The 17,206-nt window shown below is 58.4% G+C and carries 15 protein-coding genes and 3 pseudogenes; 8 read left to right on the top strand and 10 right to left on the bottom strand.

Annotated features, from left to right (window positions below):
• Positions 1-80: 80 nt before the first annotated feature.
• From SM755_RS22010 to SM755_RS22000, 3 genes are all read left to right on the top strand, one after another.
• Entirely contained in the window at positions 81-1,448 is a 1,368-nt protein-coding gene (locus tag SM755_RS22010) for a gluconate:H+ symporter (RefSeq protein WP_323174576.1), read from the top strand.
• A gap of 100 nt (positions 1,449-1,548) precedes the next feature.
• Entirely contained in the window at positions 1,549-2,712 is a 1,164-nt protein-coding gene (locus SM755_RS22005) for a mandelate racemase/muconate lactonizing enzyme family protein (RefSeq protein ID WP_323174575.1), read from the top strand.
• Positions 2,709-3,518 (top strand): creatininase family protein, encoded by an 810-nt coding sequence (locus tag SM755_RS22000; protein ID WP_323174574.1) that lies wholly within the window; start codon positions 2,709-2,711, stop codon positions 3,516-3,518. Before SM755_RS22005 ends, SM755_RS22000 begins: the two co-directional genes overlap by 4 nt.
• Positions 3,519-3,640: 122 nt before the next feature.
• Here SM755_RS22000 and SM755_RS21995 read toward each other — a convergent pair whose 3' ends face one another.
• The 7 genes and pseudogenes from SM755_RS21995 to SM755_RS21965 form a co-directional block, all read right to left on the bottom strand.
• Complete coding sequence (locus SM755_RS21995) at positions 3,641-4,024, bottom strand: RidA family protein (protein ID WP_323174573.1); 384 nt, start codon at positions 4,022-4,024, stop codon at positions 3,641-3,643.
• 102 nt (positions 4,025-4,126) lie between these two features.
• Positions 4,127-4,252: pseudogene (locus SM755_RS21990) on the bottom strand (IS5/IS1182 family transposase); the annotation flags it as partial.
• A gap of 249 nt (positions 4,253-4,501) precedes the next feature.
• On the bottom strand, positions 4,502-5,290 hold the full coding sequence (locus SM755_RS21985) for an ABC transporter ATP-binding protein (protein WP_342674269.1): 789 nt from the start codon (positions 5,288-5,290) through the stop codon (positions 4,502-4,504).
• Entirely contained in the window at positions 5,281-6,123 is an 843-nt protein-coding gene (locus SM755_RS21980) for an ABC transporter permease (RefSeq protein ID WP_323174571.1), read from the bottom strand. Before SM755_RS21980 ends, SM755_RS21985 begins: the two co-directional genes overlap by 10 nt.
• Positions 6,120-7,040 (bottom strand): ABC transporter substrate-binding protein, encoded by a 921-nt coding sequence (locus SM755_RS21975; RefSeq protein WP_323174570.1) that lies wholly within the window; start codon positions 7,038-7,040, stop codon positions 6,120-6,122. The genes SM755_RS21980 and SM755_RS21975 overlap by 4 nt, the downstream gene beginning before the upstream one ends.
• A 505-nt stretch (positions 7,041-7,545) precedes the next feature.
• On the bottom strand, positions 7,546-8,136 hold the full coding sequence (locus SM755_RS21970) for a YdeI/OmpD-associated family protein (RefSeq protein WP_323174569.1): 591 nt from the start codon (positions 8,134-8,136) through the stop codon (positions 7,546-7,548).
• Complete coding sequence (locus tag SM755_RS21965) at positions 8,133-8,339, bottom strand: hypothetical protein (protein WP_323174568.1); 207 nt, start codon at positions 8,337-8,339, stop codon at positions 8,133-8,135. The genes SM755_RS21970 and SM755_RS21965 overlap by 4 nt, the downstream gene beginning before the upstream one ends.
• Before the next feature lie 441 nt (positions 8,340-8,780).
• Here SM755_RS21965 and SM755_RS21960 point away from each other — a divergent pair, with 441 nt between their 5' ends.
• A complete protein-coding gene (locus SM755_RS21960; RefSeq protein WP_323174567.1) occupies positions 8,781-13,058 on the top strand; it encodes a hypothetical protein in 4,278 nt (1,425 codons plus the stop codon).
• Positions 13,059-13,323: 265 nt separating this feature from the next.
• On the opposite strand, the gene SM755_RS21955 is transcribed toward SM755_RS21960, so the two are convergent.
• Genes SM755_RS21955 through SM755_RS21945 form a run of 3 tightly spaced genes read right to left on the bottom strand, consistent with a single transcriptional unit; the run spans position 13,324 to position 15,339 of the window.
• A complete protein-coding gene (locus SM755_RS21955; protein ID WP_323174566.1) occupies positions 13,324-13,770 on the bottom strand; it encodes a low molecular weight phosphatase family protein in 447 nt (148 codons plus the stop codon).
• Positions 13,771-13,784: 14 nt separating this feature from the next.
• Entirely contained in the window at positions 13,785-14,945 is a 1,161-nt protein-coding gene (arsB, locus tag SM755_RS21950; protein WP_323174565.1) for an ACR3 family arsenite efflux transporter, read from the bottom strand.
• Entirely contained in the window at positions 14,938-15,339 is a 402-nt protein-coding gene (locus tag SM755_RS21945; RefSeq protein ID WP_323174564.1) for a metalloregulator ArsR/SmtB family transcription factor, read from the bottom strand. The genes arsB and SM755_RS21945 overlap by 8 nt, the downstream gene beginning before the upstream one ends.
• Before the next feature lie 254 nt (positions 15,340-15,593).
• Between SM755_RS21945 and SM755_RS24565 the strand changes: the two are divergent.
• From SM755_RS24565 to hcsS, 4 genes and pseudogenes are all read left to right on the top strand, one after another.
• Positions 15,594-15,704 (top strand): annotated as a pseudogene (locus SM755_RS24565) (arsenic metallochaperone ArsD family protein); the annotation flags it as partial.
• A gap of 3 nt (positions 15,705-15,707) precedes the next feature.
• Positions 15,708-16,297, top strand: a pseudogene (locus SM755_RS21935) (ArsA-related P-loop ATPase); the annotation flags it as partial.
• On the top strand, positions 16,294-16,662 hold the full coding sequence (gene hcsL / locus SM755_RS21930; RefSeq protein WP_323174561.1) for a halo-CC-star protein HcsL: 369 nt from the start codon (positions 16,294-16,296) through the stop codon (positions 16,660-16,662). The pseudogene SM755_RS21935 and the gene hcsL, both read left to right, overlap by 4 nt.
• The gene (hcsS, locus tag SM755_RS21925; protein WP_323174560.1) at positions 16,653-16,835 is read left to right on the top strand and encodes a halo-CC-star protein HcsS; all 183 of its coding nucleotides are present in this window, start codon (positions 16,653-16,655) and stop codon (positions 16,833-16,835) included. The genes hcsL and hcsS overlap by 10 nt, the downstream gene beginning before the upstream one ends.
• The last annotated feature ends 371 nt before the right edge of the window (positions 16,836-17,206 follow it).

The raw sequence follows: 17,206 nt of genomic DNA, 5'->3' as shown, positions 1-17,206 counted from the left end.
AACAATTTCCAGAATATATTTTCGAAAATAACCCTATTTCCCCGCATAGATTTATAATCGTTCAGTATGTGGGGGAGAACATGGCATTTCCACATGCCCCACTAGTAGCGTTCGGAGTGGGTTTAGTAGCGACAATACTACTCCTGGTCAAGCTCAAATTGCCCGCGTTCATCGGGCTAATAATTTCGACGTTCATCGTCGGAATCGTCGCGCCGGGAGTCCCACTTGAAGAAATCGCGTCTGAAACAGCGACGTCGTTCGGCGACACGTTTGCAGGTGTGGGAATACCTATTCTGATGGCTGCAGTGATCGGGAAGACGATGTTAGAGAGCGGCGCTGCGGAGCGTATTATCCGCTCGTTCACAGCCATTACGGGTGAAGAGAACGGAGAATACGCCCTGTTCGGAAGCGGATTCATACTAGCGATTCCAGTCTTCTTTGGCAACGTGTTCTACCTGCTTGCCCCACTCGCGCGATCGATGCGGGCACGTGTTGGACACAGCTACTCGCTGTTTATCGTCGTTATTTGCGCTGCCGCCGCAACGACTCACGTCTTTGTTCCCCCCACGCCCGGCCCGCTCGCCGTCGCGTCCGAAATTGACGCGAATCTTGGAACGACGATCCTTATCGGGATTCTGGTCGGTGCTCCTACAGCAGTGCTATCAGGGCTAGTCTACGGCAAGTTCATCTCAAAGCGGATCGAGATCCCACTCCGCGATACGATGGGAACAACGACGGAAGAGCTCAAGGAGATATCGCAGCAGCGAACGTCGACTCTTCCTGGCGTACTGGAGGCTTCACTGCCGATCGTACTCGCCATCGTATTGGTCGGTGCCCAAACGGTTACGGATACGTTCTTCGCGGCTAGTACGTCGTTCGTCTCGTTCTTTGCCTTCGTCGGGGACCCGAACTTCGCACTGACCGCCGCCGCGCTCGCCTCAGCTATCACGTTCTATCGGAGCAAATCCGACGATTTAGAAGCGTGGGCAGAAGAACTCACCGAGGCACTGAAAGAAGGTGGAAACATCGCCGCAATTGTCGGCGCAGGGGGAGCGTTTGGCGGCATGCTCGCTGCAGCAGGTGTTGGCGGGTACATTTCCAACGCGCTGCAAGGGCTGGGGTTCGGTCTCATAGTCACCGCATGGATCATTGCGGCTGCAGTTCGAATCGCACAGGGGTCTGCAACCGTCGCTATGCTAACGACTGCAGGCATCGTTGAACCGCTCGTGGGACAACTATCGGTCCACCCGGCATACCTCGTAATGGCAATCGGTGCCGGCGGGAACATCCTCTCATGGTATAACGATGGTGGGTTCTGGATCATCACCGAAATCGGTGGCTTGACCCAAGCAGAAGCCTTGAAGACGTGGACGGTTGTGACGACTCTCATTGCCATATTTGGACTCGTCTTTACCATTGCCTTCTCAACGGTGCTCCCACTCGCATGACGGAGAAAAACCCTGGCATGGCTTGTAGCCGATCTCGCCAGCATCATCAACCACAGTAACAGAAGTCGACCGAATAATCAACTCACAAACACAGTTACCCATGAAAATCACAGATATCGAGGCGTTCGCAGTTACCGTTCCACTCGTCCCGTTCGAAGACGGAGGTATTGGACCGTACGTAACCAATCACAACTCGCTACAGGACATGGATCGGGTCCTTGTCCGGGTAGACACCGATGAAGGGCTCTCCGGATGGGGTGAGGTTCGTGTATTCCTCACGCCGGAAGCGACCGTCTCAATCATCGAAGAAGGGATCCGACCACTCGTCGTCGGACAGTCCCCGTTCGAACTGGAAAAGCTCCGCCGACAGGTGTTTATTGAGTACGCGAACGCAGACATGTTCTTCGCGCCGGTCGAAGTAGCATGTTGGGATATCGTTGGCAAGTCACTCGATAAACCCGTGTATGAACTCCTCGGCGGATGGACAACACCCAGTCAGACAGACGTAAAACACAGAGACCATCAGGACGATTACGGGGATGCACACGAGATTGAGGTCGCGTACTGTCTCGGGATTCTCTCACCCGAAAAATCCAAACAACGCGCCGCTGACGTGCTCGATGCGGGCTACTCCGTGTTGAAGACGAAAGCCGGCCGTGACTGGAAAGAAGACATTGCTCGTATTAAAGCGATGCACGACGAAGTAGATGGTGAACTCGAGTTCAGGCTTGATCCGAATCAGGGCTGGACAATTGATCAGGCGATCCGCGTTGGATCAGAACTCGCAGACGCTGGGATCTACCTGCAGTATATGGAACAGCCGATTCGAGTTGATGCACACAAGTCACTTGCTAGCTTGAAAAATCAAACTGGACAACCGATAGGACCGAACGAAGATACGTACATTCCACATAACCTACGCAGACTTGTCGATGCAGCAGCCATCGATGTGGCGGTGCTGGATCTGACTCCGGCAGGTGGAATTACCGGGTTACGCCAGCAGGCAGCTATCGCGGAGGACGCAGGGATTCCGATAGCTCATCACTGTGCGTTTGACCTCGGTATTAGAACCGCGGCCATTCTGCACTCTGTCCACGGGATCCCGGGGTTCTCTCTCCCACCGGATTCGGTCTACTACGGCTGGGAAGACGATGTTATCGTTGACCCGTTCACCATCACTGATGGGAAGCTATCCGTGCCGGAGGATCCCGGCCTTGGCATCGACGTTGATCGAGACAGCATTGCGGAGTTCCGTATTGCATGACGCACTTAACTACACAATTAGACGAGACAGTTTCGTTTGGCGCACAGTCTGCGAACAGTATCACGGCTATCGGTGAGCGAGATGGATCCGTGCTGGTTATCCCAGTCGGAAGTATCGAACAACACGGCGAGCACCTCCCCGTCATGACCGATACACTGTTAGCAAACAGTGTGGCAACAGTAGGTGCCAAACGCATCGCTGACGAGATTCCCGTCTTGGTTACACCACCTGTCAGACCTGGCTACTCACCTCACCATCTCTCCTTTGGAGGAACACTCACCAGCGAGTTCGAGACGCTCCTCGACTTCATACGCGATACGGCTGATTCAGCACTTTCGAACGGATTCGACGCACTGGTACTGATAAACGGTCACGGAGGGAATACGCCACTCATTGACGCTGCCGTCTCGGAGATCGGGCATGAGCACACGGAGGCGGAGATTCTCGGGGCGACATATTTCGAGTTAGTGGCTGACCTCGTAGAAGAGGTTCGAGATAGCGAGAAGGGTGGGATGGCCCATGGCGGTGAGTTTGAGACGTCATTGATGCTCTATCTGTACCCAGAGCTAGTGGATACCGATGCAATGCCGGCGACGTACTGGGAGGAACAGTATGACCTCGGTGGAGATGACCTTATCAGTGGTGGCCCGTTATCTGTGTATCGCCCCTTCGACGAATATTCAGATAGCGGAGCGATTGGGGACCCGAACGTCGCAGATGAGAAAACCGGGAAACAACTCTTCGAAGGATCTGCAGAAGCTATCGCAGCGCTCCTCAAGGAGGTACACGAACAGAATGCCGATTAACTCCACAATATAGCCTAACCAGCTAGAGATTCCGTTCTACCGATCGCTTCTTTCGTCGTTCATCCCTGGGTAGTAGGTGCTTGGCGGGTCTGGACCGGATGTCGACCGAGAAACAACCGTGTCTAGGCGTCCGGTGTGCTCGCGACCACTTCTATCTCGACTTCAATGTCGACCGGCAGATCGGCAACTTCGACCGCACTACGGGCGGGGAAGGGCTCCGAGAAGTGTTCTGCGTAGACCTCGTTGATGGCGTTGTAGTTGTCCATGTCGCGCACAAACACGGTCGTCTTGACGACGTCGTCGAGACTAGCATCCGCCGCTCGTAGCACGGCGTCGACGTTCTCCAACGTTCGGCGCGTCTCGTCTCGCACATCGCCCTCGATTATCTCCCCAGATTCGGGGTCGATCGGACCCTGTCCGGAGATGAAGATGCGGTCGCCTTCGAGGATTCCCTGCGAGAACGGACCGATACTCGGCGGCGCATCATCAGTGCTGAGTTCTTCCATGTGAACGACACTGGTCTCCGGGGATACGAATCTTACCAAAGAAATCTGGTATAAGTGGACGAGCGCGGCTCGCCTTCTCCATTCCCTCGACCCAGTCGAGAATTCTTGGAGCGTAGCCTCCATGTGAAGACGAAGAAAATGCAGAACGGCGTGTTTCCAGCCGGCAACTCTGTTACCGGCAGGATGGCTGATCTGCATCACTGCTGCAGCAGTACGTTTTCGGGCTATCGAGACAGCTGGTTTGACGAAGCGAAAGCGGACTTTGGGCTTTAGTGAATCGCCATCTAGCGTTCAGTTGAGTGGTTTTAGAACGCCTGTGACAGAGTCCAATCGTTCTGCTATCGCAGATTCCTTCGAACTCGTAGTTACATTGTCTCAGAGTAGCGCCGCGAACTACTGGACCCCACCGCAGAAGTCGATGCCATCTAGTGATTCGCTAGATCCATATACTGTTAATGTCAATGCAGGGAGAAGGTGTCAGTGGCGAGTGTCCATCGGACTCCCGAGTTCAGCTCTGATTCTCGCGACGGAGTCAACAAAATCATGCGCCGTCCGTTCACGCGGGCGTTCTAAGTCGATAGGGATGGTCGACTGTACGGTTCCTGGGTCAGCGTCCATGACAACGACGCGATCAGCCAGTGTTACCGCCTCGTCGATGTCATGTGTGACGAACACGACGGTCTGTCCGGTCTGTGCCCAGATGGTGAGTAATTCGGCGTGTAGGCGGTCGCGCGTCCGCGCGTCGACACTCCCGAACGGTTCGTCCATCAACAGGATCTCCGGGTCGACGGCGAGGGCACGAGCGATCCCGACGCGCTGTTTCATGCCGCCGGACAGTTCCTTGGGGTAGGCGTCTTCGAAGCCCTCGAGCCCGACGAGATCGATCAACTCCCGGACCCGTGCCTCGCAGTCCGCACACTCACACGCGGGCCGGTCGAGCCCGAATCGAATGTTCCCGCGGACGGTTCGCCAGGGGAACAGTGCGTACTCCTGGAAGACCAGTCCCCGGTCTAAACCCGGATCGGTGACCGGGTTACCGCCAACCAGGACCGAGCCACTGTCCGGGTCATCGAGGCCGGCGATCGTCCGCAACAGCGTGGTCTTGCCACAGCCGGACGGCCCGACGATACAACAGAACTCGCCCTCCGAAACCGAGAACGAGACGTCTTCGAGCACTTGCGTCGATTCGTAGGCCTTGCTAACGTTCCGAATGCTAATCTTCTCGCTGGACTCCTGATCCGTGGATGATATCTCGTTCATCGCCATGAAAGTACACTCCGTTCGATGAGTCGAAATCCGACGTCCATACAGAGGAACGCCAGACTGATTAGGAACATGTAGGCGACGCTGGTCGCCATCGCAAGGTTGTTCGAGGCGTTGATGATCTCGTAGCCGACGCCGGGGGCGCCGAACAACTCAGCGCCGACAACGATCATCCAGCACCGGCCGATGCTCGTCCGGAACCCCGTCAACACTTGGGGGGCCGCACTCGGAAGCGCGACGAGTTTCAACATCGAGAGGTCGCGTTCTACGCCGAGCGTCGACGCGGCATCGGTCAGTTCGCTCGAAACGCCCTCGACGCCACCATACGCGCCGTAGAAGTTGATCCAGAACGCGCCGACGAAGACGATAAACGCCGCGCCGGTGTGATGGATGCCGAACCAGACGATCGCAAAAACGACCCACGCCAGCGGCGGAATCGGACGGAGCACTCGGACGAGTGGCCGTAACCAGTCGTCGAGCGCACCGTTCCAGCCCATCGCCAGCCCGAAACCGATACCACAGCTAGCGCCGAGGAGGAGGCCAGGGACGTAGTGGAACAACGTCTCTGCGAGGTGTGCAAGCCCCGTTGGAAGCACTAGCTCCGACCCGAAGACGGGGACCACAATCGCAGTTGAAGTTGCGAAGAGGTCGAAAAACGCGTGCACCGAATCGATCGGTCCCGGCACCAAATACGACGGCTGGGTCGCCATCGCCCCGACCCACCAGACGAGGAGGAACGCAAGGAGACCGCCCAGACCGCGAAGATACCTCTTCACGTCTCTCTCGAACCCGGCCGTAACCATCGTGTTCGAATTGGTTTCTGTTTGGTGGCTCATTCTTGGACAGCGTCGGAAGGACCGAACGCGAAAAGGTTCTCGGTGGCGATCGGTTCCTCGATGTTGCCGACGTTCGCGACGAACTCACCCATCGTTGCGGTCTGGTCGGTAATCGCGTGGGGATCCGAGATGAAATCCGACGCCTGTGAGTCCATGGCAGCCGTAGCGAGATCCTCGCTCACGCCGGAGCCGATGACCGACGCAGCGTCGGCAGCGGCTGCATCCGGTGAATCTGCCGTGAACTCGGTTGCCGCCGTATGCTGTTCGACCAGGGACTGCGAGACGTCGTTGTCGTCGATCACCTGCTGGTTCGCGAACAGCACCGTAACCGGGTGATTTTCTAGGATAGCACCAGACCAAGCGAGTTCACCGAAGTCGTCATCTTGATCGATGATCGTCGCGAACGGTTCCTGGATAATCGTCGCGTCGATGTCGCCCGATTGGACCGTTTGGACCGCCTTTGACGGTGGGACTTTCGACTTGTTGATGACGGAGTCCATCTCACCGATGTCGAGGTGCTCTTGGGTCCAGTACCGAAGCACGATATCAGGGACGCTCCCATCCGGTGGAGCGCCGAATCGTATCTTGCGGCCGTTCTCCTGCTCGAATCGCTCGAACGTGTCCGTCCCTTCCTGGTCGTACAGATCGACGAGTTCGGTTGTCGCCATGATCTTGAAGCCGTTTTTCGAGTTCGCCGCGAGGATACCGGCGTCGGTGCCCTTGTCGACGAGGACCATCGCAGGAGTGATTCCGAAGAGCGCAGCGTCGACATCCCCGCTGGCGAACGCCTTGACCACGTTCGGTCCAGAGCTGAATCGTTCGATAGTGACATCCACTGGGACGTTCTCATAATACCCCTCCTGTTCCATCACGTAGTGTTGCATGTTCGGATAGATCGGGACGTACGCGAGAGTCATGGAGTCGAGGGACCCACTACTTCGACCGAGGCAACCGGCGAGTCCCGTTGCAGCAACCGTACTCGCGCCTACCCCCTGGAGCAGTCTTCGTCGCGTGGTTTGGACCATCGATGTTGCTAACTTAGGACACCAATATAATAACTACTGCGATGTTAGGTCCTATAGTTAATAGAGGCTGGAGCTATTGAGATAGTTCTAGTTTGAGAGTTCGCCATTGGAAAAACAGTTGGGACCAGAGTGTCTTATCATATCGAAGGAGTGGTGAAAATAGGGATAGGAATGAGCGGCCTGCAAATTCAAGAAACGGCAGTGATCGTCGCCGAGGAACGTGATGGAGTTTTCACCGAGGTTCCGTCTGGATCAAGTCATCGAAACGGATCGCAAATCAGAGTCGGCGTCGGAGAGGTAAGTCGTTGACTGGAGCCAACAGCGCGGGAAACCGGGCCGAGAATTGTTGGGAGGTCTTAGCTCACGACCGGTCAATCGAGAATTCTCGTGGGATCGTTCACAGCCGCCGCTGATTGTCCTCGTCATACGCTCGAAGGTCCTGCTCTACGAGTTCAACCGTCTGCTCGAGCCGCCGTTGTTTCGTCTCATCCGTCTTCGCCTCCTCGAGCAGCGCGATGAAGGCGTGCTGATCCGAGTTCGAGAACGCCTGGAAGTTTTCCCAGGCCGTCTCGTTCTCCTTCAGTGCCGCCTCGAGTTCGTCCGGGATTTCGTGGTCGTCGGCCAGCCGATAGGCCTCGTCCCACTCCCCGGACTCCTTCGCTGCCTCGACTAATTCCATTCCGGCCGGGGTCATCTTCCCGGCTTCGACCATCGCCTGGACGCGTTCCTTATTCTTCTTCGACCACTTGCTGTCGGGCTTTCGCGGCGTAAACCGGCGCTTGTACCGTTCGTCGTCAATGCCGTTGATCAGACCGTCGATCCAACCGAAGCAAATCGCCTCCTCGACCGACTCGGCGTAACTGATCCCGGACCGGTCCGAGTCCGCCTTGTAGTACCCGACCCAAAGCTCGTCCTCAGTACCGGAGTACTCCTGGAGCCAGTCACGGAATGCCCCGCGCGATTCAAAGAAAAGTAGCTCGGTAGTCATGACGAGACGGGCCCTCGAACTGCCGTTACCACGGTCCAGTTCCGTTGCGTGGCCTCGATGCTGAGTACCTCCCCGGCATCTGCGAAGGGACTATCCGCCAGTGCGTTCTTATCGAGTTCGCTGTGACTCGTCCGATCGTCCATCTTCAGTCGGTTGTGGACTCCGACGTTGATCCCGCAGGGGACTGCAGTGTACGTAGTCATGGACCGGTGATCGTAACTACAAGGAGGGAGATAATAGAACCCTAGTTTGAAGCGGAATGTAGGCCACAAACTGCGGAGTATTCGCGACCGCTCGCCAACCGCCCATCCGCAAGTTCTGGAAGCAATTCGCATTGTAACCGCCGTTACGGCGTATGTGGACGGGTTTTCTCTGCACTCCAGACGCTGGTGAGTACGCCCACGTCGATGCGACAGTGATTTCGCCCGTGAAGACACTTTGTATGGAACGTTTGAAGCGAAGAACGGATATCGAGGAGCAGCGAACGGGAGGGGTGTCGTCCGTCGATGCCCGATGACGGATCCTCATGGATGACGATGTGTGGTAGAAAAATTTATTCAGACGGTACGGTAAGTTGAACGTAACCAACCACCGTTGTCGTTCTCTCGGATGGAGTCGTCGACGGAGTCGGTTACCACGAACCTATGGACCCCACGATACAGGAAGTCGGACCCGGCGAATTAGCGGACGTAGTCGAGCCGGGCGAGGTAACGCTCGTTCTCGGTGCACCCGGTATCGAAACGTCACAGCAGTTGCAGTCGCTAGGGCAGACCGTCGAGCGACTGCCCGCGACAGCAGGTGTCGACGACGACGAACTCGTGGTCGTCGATGATTTCGTCTCGGCAGTGTTTGCCCTTGGCGAAGAGCACCCGTCGACCTACAGTTACGAGTTCGGCGAGAAGTCGCTGTTCGCCAGAGCGGGAGGCGCAGTGCTCGTCACCCGCCCCCGGAGTTTTGACTGGCTTTGCCGGAGCGATGTGGGGATAGCCGGAGGTTTCATCGAGACGGTCGACACGGTCGTGACGGTCCGAACGCCGCCGACTGCTGCCGCGGCCGCAATCAACGATGTTCGGGGACGGATCGAAAAGCGGAGTCCAGGCGGGCTGCGAGACGGCGAGCGAGCGGCCGTGCTAGAGCAGACCTGGTATCCGCCATACTACTTCGAAACCGCGGAGCTTCAGAACCACCTCGGATGGTACGACGCGACGGTCACGCCGGCAGCATTTCTCTCCCTCTCGAGATACGACGATACAGCGGTCCTCATGCCGGATGACATCAGGGAAGTGTTCGGAGACTGTGACAGCTCAATCGGAGCCTGGAGCGAGGAGTTCGCGGACAGTATCTCGGGACTCGTTCCGAGCGGTTGCCTCCCGAGTCACATTCCCAACGAACGCTCGCCGCCGGTCCTCGCTGCAGTCGCGCTGGTTGTCGTTGGACTCGCCGAGGATGCAGACTGGCTCGAGTCACTCGCTCGGTATCGAGTACTCTCCCCGGCCGCCGAGGCGCTTGAACTCTCTCTGGACCTCCCGCCTGGAACGGTCGATCACCTCCGGGTGTTCGCTGCCGATCCCGCACGAGCAGTGATCCGCGACCGTCTCGGTAGCGACGCGAACCGAGAATCGGTCGTCGGCCTGGCATGTAACGAGATCCGGGAGGCAGTAGACGCGCTTCAGTCGGCGAGTTCGTCGTTCGACGAGATTTCGACGGGGCCCGAGGAGTACGGTTCGTCTCGACTCGTCGGTGCTTGGCACTGGGATGGACCGCAAGCGTTGCGCGAGTCGGCAGCTGAGCGCGAGCTGCCAGCACCGCCCCAGGAGCCAGACGAAACCCCCGGCGAGACAGCAACGGACTGGACATCGCTCGTCGATGGAGACGAGTTCCTCGACGCACTTGACGGGGGGCTTGTGGTGCTTTCCGGACCGAAAGCGAGCGGAAAGCGACGGCTCGCTGCGTCGCTCGCCTCGGAACTGGAGGACTGGGGCACAACCGTCGTCCTCCCCGACCTCACACATCCGGACCACATTCGGACTGGAATCGACGCAACGCCGAACGCGGTCGTCGTCGCGACGTACGGTACCGGGCCGGCGAGGATCACCAGCGACGACGGCGTTCGAGCGCTTCCCGAATGGGTTACGAAGGGCAGTTGTACGGGCGCGCTGCTCATCTGCGACGACAGCGACCGTGAGCGACTCGACGACACCTGTGAGCGGGCTGGCTGTGACGAACTGGCAGCCTGGAACGACCGCGTCGAGTTCTCACTCGACGAGCCGAACGCTGTTTCTGACCGCGATCCAGAAACCGTCGCCGGTGACCTGCTCGATGCAATCGGCTGGAACGAGGTCCAGTCACCGTCTCGTCGGACCGTCGATGTCGAGTCGGTCACGGACCAGAGCACACTGGCAGCGGTTTCGGGAGTTCCGGATCACGCACTGACTGGCGAGTTCGTCGGCCACGTCGTCGCTGAGGCCGTCGATATCATCTCGACCACGCACGGCCCTGACGCGGCACAGCAGTGGCTCTCGTTCATCGACGACCTTGTGGCAGATGTCGGGCGCAATCGAAGTTCCGACACCGATGAATCCGTCCAGTATCGAGGCGAGGTCTACGGGACCGCGATCGCTGCCGTGGCGACAGCAGAGCCGACGACGGACGAGTGGGTCCACGCGGTCGCGCGGGGTGTCCTGACCCTCACCAACGAAACCGCGACCCCGCGCGGTCAGGAATCCGCCGGCGGAGATCTGGAACCGTTTGCCACCGCGTTCTCGGGTGCATTGGCGACGCTCGCACAGCCGCCGGACGGAACGAGGGTAAACCACGGTGCAATCGGGTGTGTCGACCAGGCCCTTCACGATGCAGTCTCGGATGACGTGCGACAGTTTCCGCTCCACTTCGTCTACGGGAGTGCAGTCGAGCAAATCGTCCACCGGGCCGAGGATCCCACGACGGCCAACGGCGGCCTCACCACACTATTCTCACTCGTTCGCCAGTACGCGATGAGCCCCTCCGACCGGTCCACGGCAGTGGTGCTCCAGAACTCCGTTGGCTCTATGATCGGAGCTGTAGCGGGCCTCGAGTGTCCTCCAGAGGAGCTGTCAGCCTGGATAGCCGATATCGAGTCGCGTGTCGGGGACGCGACAGCGCTCATCAATGATCCAGACGCCCGAACAGCGATGCTCGAAGAAAGTTACGCCGCCGGGATCGGTCTGTGGGTGTTCGAACACGGCTGTCCGGACGACGTGTTTACCCCCTGGCTCGACGCTGTCGGCCACAGCATGTGCCAAACAGCGGTCAAGGCGGACCTCGATGACCCTGAAACGTTCGTGGTCGATGCATACGGCCGCGCTGTTCGGGCCGTCATCCGAACGGGCGAACTCGACCGAGCGGAACAGTTGTTCTCGAACTGTCATCGGCTCGTCGATACGATCGCGAGTTCGAATCACTTCGCAAACGAGTGGGAACTCCGGGCATCGCTGCACGCGAAGGTGCTTGCGTCCTTCGGCGACGTAGAGCGGGACCACCCAGACGAAGTCAATCAGTACCCTTACGGCAGTGATTCGATCCCGTTCGACGACTCCCTCGGTTTCGAGGACTGGATAGAACGATACGACGAAGCAGCGATGCGAGGAGCAGCATCCGACGCATCGACAGCCGAGACGAGGCGGTATCTAACGGATATCTACTGCGGGGCGCTGTCGACGCACGTCCGGGGTTACAACCCGGATTTGGCCGGATCGAACGACGGAGTGAGACCGCGCAGGGAGCGGACGTGGTATACAGGCCTCACGGAGCGGATCGAAGCGAGAGCGACTACGACTGACTCGGTCGACGATCCGCTCACCTTCCTAGCGGACGTATTCGGCGGGGCTGCCGTGCACTGGGCGGCCAACGGGGAATCGAATCGCACCCGGGAGTGGATCGAGGTGCTCGTCCGGTCGCTGCGGACCAGTCGGAAGTCCGTCGACGGGCCGAGCACGACGGAGTGGTACGACGCGTTCGCATCGGCGGACGCCGAGATTCTGGTGGCAGTACTGACCCGGACCGATGTCGGTGAACGGACGCACGAACGCCTGGTCGAGGCAGTGCTGTCCCGGATCGAAGCTGCGGCCACAGCCCCAGACAATCCGTCCCACCCCGTCGAGTACGTCGTGTCGGTCTTCGGTGGCGCACTCGCACTCGCCGCCGACGCTCCGCCCGAGGGGGTACGGTTCGGCGTCACCGAAGCCCTAGCAGTCCTCGACGACGGGGTCTCGCTCGAGCGGGACGGGACCGAGCGAACGGAGGTTTTCGAACGGGTGTACGCAGAGGCGTTCGCGAGCGTCAGTCGAACCGACACCGATGCCTCGGAGGCGGCGGCGTGGCTCGAAATCGTCTCCACCACGATCGAAGCGATCGCAACGGAGCAAACGCAGGAACGTTCGGCCGCGTTCGTCGCCGCCGTGTACGTTCGATCGCTCTTTCAAACCGCACAGAGCGGTGCCGACGGATGGTACCAGCGGCTCGACGCGGAACTCCGCGAGTACGCGAATGGCCCGTCAGTCGACGATCCGGCGGCGTTTCTGGAAGGGGTCTACGCCGATGTAGTCGTCGAGGGTGCAAAGAGACACGGGTCCGAGAGACGAATCGAAACGTGCATCGAGGCCGTGAGCGAATCGATTCGGGCCGCGACCGACGGGGACGTGATCCGTTCGAACGACGCCTTCGAGCGAACGATCTCACGAGTGGCCGAGACGTTGTTGACGGCCGACGTCCGGAACCGCAGCGACTACATGAGACGCCTCGATCGCGGACTACGGAAAACGGGTGCCGAGGACCTTGCAAACGATGTGTTCGACGGCGAAAGGAGTGACGACTCCGATAGCGAGCCAGAGTCGAATCCCAAGAGGAAACCCGGAAATACTTCAACAGGACAGCAGGATCGGTGAGATCGATGCCGTCCGTTCCGACGCCGTTCCCTTGACATCACGGACCGACACGAACTGCTTACCGATGGCAGCAACCCGAACCGGAAGTCGACCGCTGTCGCATTCGAAAGGGTCGATCGACGAACCGAAGTCGCTGCGATGTCGTTCAACAGCCTGTCGCCCGTCAGCACAGCTTACGGCTCTCCGCGATAGCGGTCACAACTGTGCTCGCGATAGTTGTTCGGACCCAGCAAAAACCGGATACTAGGTGCGGTAGTACCGTTGCTCAGGTCGACGTATTGAACTCGTCGAACAGTGCAATGACTCGCTGTTCGATTTCATCACGGATCTCGCGAACTCGGTCGAAATCCTTTCCATCGGGATCTGCAAGCGCCCAATCACGAACATCGACATCTTCGCCAACGTTGCCGACGTCGAGTGTCGAACAGCCCATCGTGGCGACGTAGTCGCAGGACTGCAGTTCGTCGATCGTGATTTCACGGGGCGTTCGATCGGAGAGGTCGAACCCCACGTCGTTCATTACCTCGATTACTTCCTCATGGACGCGGTCGGCTGGATGCGTCCCGCCAGTCAGGATTTCGACGCGGTCGGCGAGACCGCGGCGGTCGCGTTCGCGTTGCGCGAACGCCGTGGACATCTGGGAGCGGCCAGCGTTCTGGACGCACATGAAGGCGATACGGATCGGATCGTCTGAAGTACTGTTAGTGGACATGATTGTGGTAGTGGTTAATCGTTAGCTGCTGGATCGGGCGCTGCTGCATCGAGACTCTCAGTACTGGAGGCACTCCAGTCAAATTTCCGCTGGAAGTACAGGGAGACATTGACCAACCCCAGTAGGACCGGAACCTCGATGAGTGGCCCGACGACGGTCGTGAACGCGACGCCAGAACCGACACCGAACACGGCGACTGCGACCGCGATTGCTAACTCGAAGTTGTTCGAAGCAGCCGTGAATCCAATCGCGGTCGTCGTCGAGTAGTCCGCGCCGATGCCGCGGCCCATCCCGAAGCTCACGAGGAACATCACGACGAAGTAGATCGTCAGCGGAACGGCGATCAACAAGACATCGCCCGGCGAGGCGACGATGTTCTCCCCCTGCGTGGCGAACATGACGATCACGGTAAACAGCAGTGCAACGAGTGTAAGGGGATCGATTTTCGGGATGAACTCCTCGTCGTACCACTCCTCGCCCTTAGCCCGCGTTCCGACGGAGCGGGTAAGGAAGCCACCGGCAAATGGAATCCCGAGAAAGATGACGATCGCCTCGAACACCTGCATCGGTGTAATATCGAACGTCGTGATCCCGGCGACGAGCGACTCCATGCCGAGTAGCGGCGGAAGATACAGCGCGAAGAACCAGACGTACACTCCGTACGTGATGATCTGGAAGAGGCTATTAAACGCGACCAGGCCGGTCACGTACTCGGTCGAACCCTCGGCGAGTTCGTTCCAAACGAGCACCATCGCGATACACCGGGCCATTCCGATAAACACGAGTCCGAGGAAGAACTCGGGACGGGCCGGGAGACCGGGAACAATCCCGCTGAAGAAGATCACCGCAAGCCCAAACATGAGGGTTGGGCCGATAAGCCAGTTCTGGACGAGACTGAGCCCGAGTACTCGCCAGTTACTGAACACCGCCCGGAGCTGCGAGTAATCAGCTTTCGCCAGCGGTGGATACATCATCAGCACGAGCCCGATTTCCACAAAGTGGAGGTTCTGAATCGGCTCGGTGACCGACGGGGCGACATAGCCCACTCCCACACCGATTGCCATCGCGGCGAAGATCCAGACGGTGAGGTACTTATCGAGGAAATCCATCGACCGCGGGTCCCCACAATCTGGACAGTCACAGTGCGGGCCGTGCTCGTGTTCGACGTTACGCATCACCGTTCACGCTCCCTTCGAGGACCGCGACGAGTGCTATCGAACGATTGGTTGCCCGATACTTCTTCCAGCGACCGTCCTTCCGGCCGTCGACGAGACCCGCATCGACGAGTTTCGAGAGGGCGTGACTGAGACCGCTCTCGGTCACATCAACGACCGCGTTCAACTCGCAAACGCAGAGTTCCTCCTGTGCTGCAACCAGTACGCGCACGAGCGTGTAACGCGTCTCGTTCCCGAGTGCCGAGAGGACATCGAGTTCAGCGTCGGCCTGTGCCGTCCCAAGTCCCGCCTCGAGCGTCCCTAGCTCGTCGAGCCGACGCTCGATATCCTCGCTTCGACACTCCTCGAGTTCGTCATCGAGATAGCGTCGAAGCCGTTCCGTTGATTGTGCCATCGAGATCGACTTGAACATAGTCTCAATTAAGTCTTCCGGAGAACCCCACGGAGAACTGCGTCGAGAAAACACTGTATTACCCACGCATCAATATACAACCGGTAAGGAGCTTACAATACGGTGCTCGTTTTGGAACCCGACCAAAGAGTTTATGGGGTATGTATGAGTGGATATTCAATTGAATTGCGGATCAACTGAGTCGGACGCAACTGTCGTGTGACGGCTGACTCCCAGCCTGGACGAGTTCACCACAAATGAAAGATCTTACACTATACGAAGACGCGATGTGTTGTGCAACCGGCATCTGCGGTCCCGATCCCGACGACGAACTCGTCGCGGTCAGCGCCGCGCTCGACCAGCTCGAAACGGTCGAAGAGCAACTCAACAGTCCCTGCGTCGAGGAGATCGCTGCGTTCGACAATTTCGTCGACTTCATGGACAGCCCGGCGTACGACGTGGTCGTCTTCGACACTGCCCCGACCGGCCACACACCCAGCTATTAGAGCTCCCCTCCGACTGGAAGGGATTCATGGACCTGGGTTCGCTGACGAAAGGTACAGCGCCGGAGAACGGCGACCAGTACGAGGGAGTCATCGAGACGATGCAAAACCCCGAGAAGAGTTCGTTCGCCTTCGTCATGTACCCCGAGTACACACCGATGATGGAAGCCTATCGGGCCGCCGAAGATCTCAACGAGCAGGTCGGTATCGAAACCTCACTGGTCGTCGCGAACTATTTGCTTCCGGCGGAGTACGGAGACAACGACTTCTTCACGAATCGCCGAGCCCAACAGCGGCAGTACCTCGAGGAGATCAATGACCGGTTCGACGCGCCGATGATGCTGGCGCCGCTGCGTCAGGATGAGCCGGTCGGACTGGCGGAACTTCGCGCGTTCGGCGACGATCTCACCGGGCTCTCGGGAGCACTAGAGGAACAGAAGGAGGTGACGGTTTCATGAGCGAAATTCAATCTGAAAACACAGCCGTTGAAGCGAAGCTTCAGGCGTTCGTACAGACACTCAAAGAGTCTGCGACCTATCAGGAGTTCATCGAGGCCAGCGAGGCGCTCGAGAACGACACGGAGGCGATGGCGCTGCTCCAGGAATTCCAACAGAAACAGCAACGAATGCAACGCGGCGGCTTTGACCAGTCGCTTATGAGCGAGCTTCAAGACCTCAACTCAGAGATGTCGACCAACAAGACCATTCAGCGACACCAAGCCGCCCAGGAGGGGCTTGTAGAACTCCTCCGGGAGACCAACGACGTGAGCAGCGAACAGATCGATCGGGAGTTCGCCCAGTCAATCGGAGGTGGGTGCTGTTGAGCGAAACAGACGAAGCCGTGCTGGCCGCCGCCGAAGCACTCGGAGAAGAACTCGCCGACACGCAGTCTACCTCGGCGGAATTCGAAACGGTGCTAATACAGTGCAACGAAACGATCAGTCAGGAGACCGGAATCCAGTACGGCGACGCCTGCGGAGCGGGTGACTGCTGTTGACAGTCCTGTGACCGAGTAGCCGGTAATCATCTACTTTGCTGATCCCAACTGGGGACTATAGTAGCCACTGAAAGTCAGTGTATACCTGATCGCACGATGACTGTGCGATCAGCGTGTAAACAGTTTCAGTTGTTACTATAGGAAGTCTGGGTGGCTCGCCGGACAGCGTCGTGAGTTTCGGGCGGCACACAATCGCATAGCAGGCGTGGATATTTAATGTCCCATAGGAACTGATCCGTAGATATCTAGATTCTTGTGGATCGGCTGCCCACCGAACTCGTATGAAAACGGTCGATTCGTCCGTCGAGGATTGACAGTACTTCTCAACGCGGTTTCAGAGCGGGTTGTCAAGCCAACCGCTTCACCTCACT

This window comes from Natrialba sp. PRR66 (assembly GCF_034808065.1).
Classification (GTDB): Archaea; Halobacteriota; Halobacteria; order Halobacteriales; family Natrialbaceae; genus Natrialba; species Natrialba aegyptia.
The sequence above is the reverse complement of the archived record's forward strand: the minus strand, read 5'-3'. Positions and strand labels throughout refer to the sequence as shown.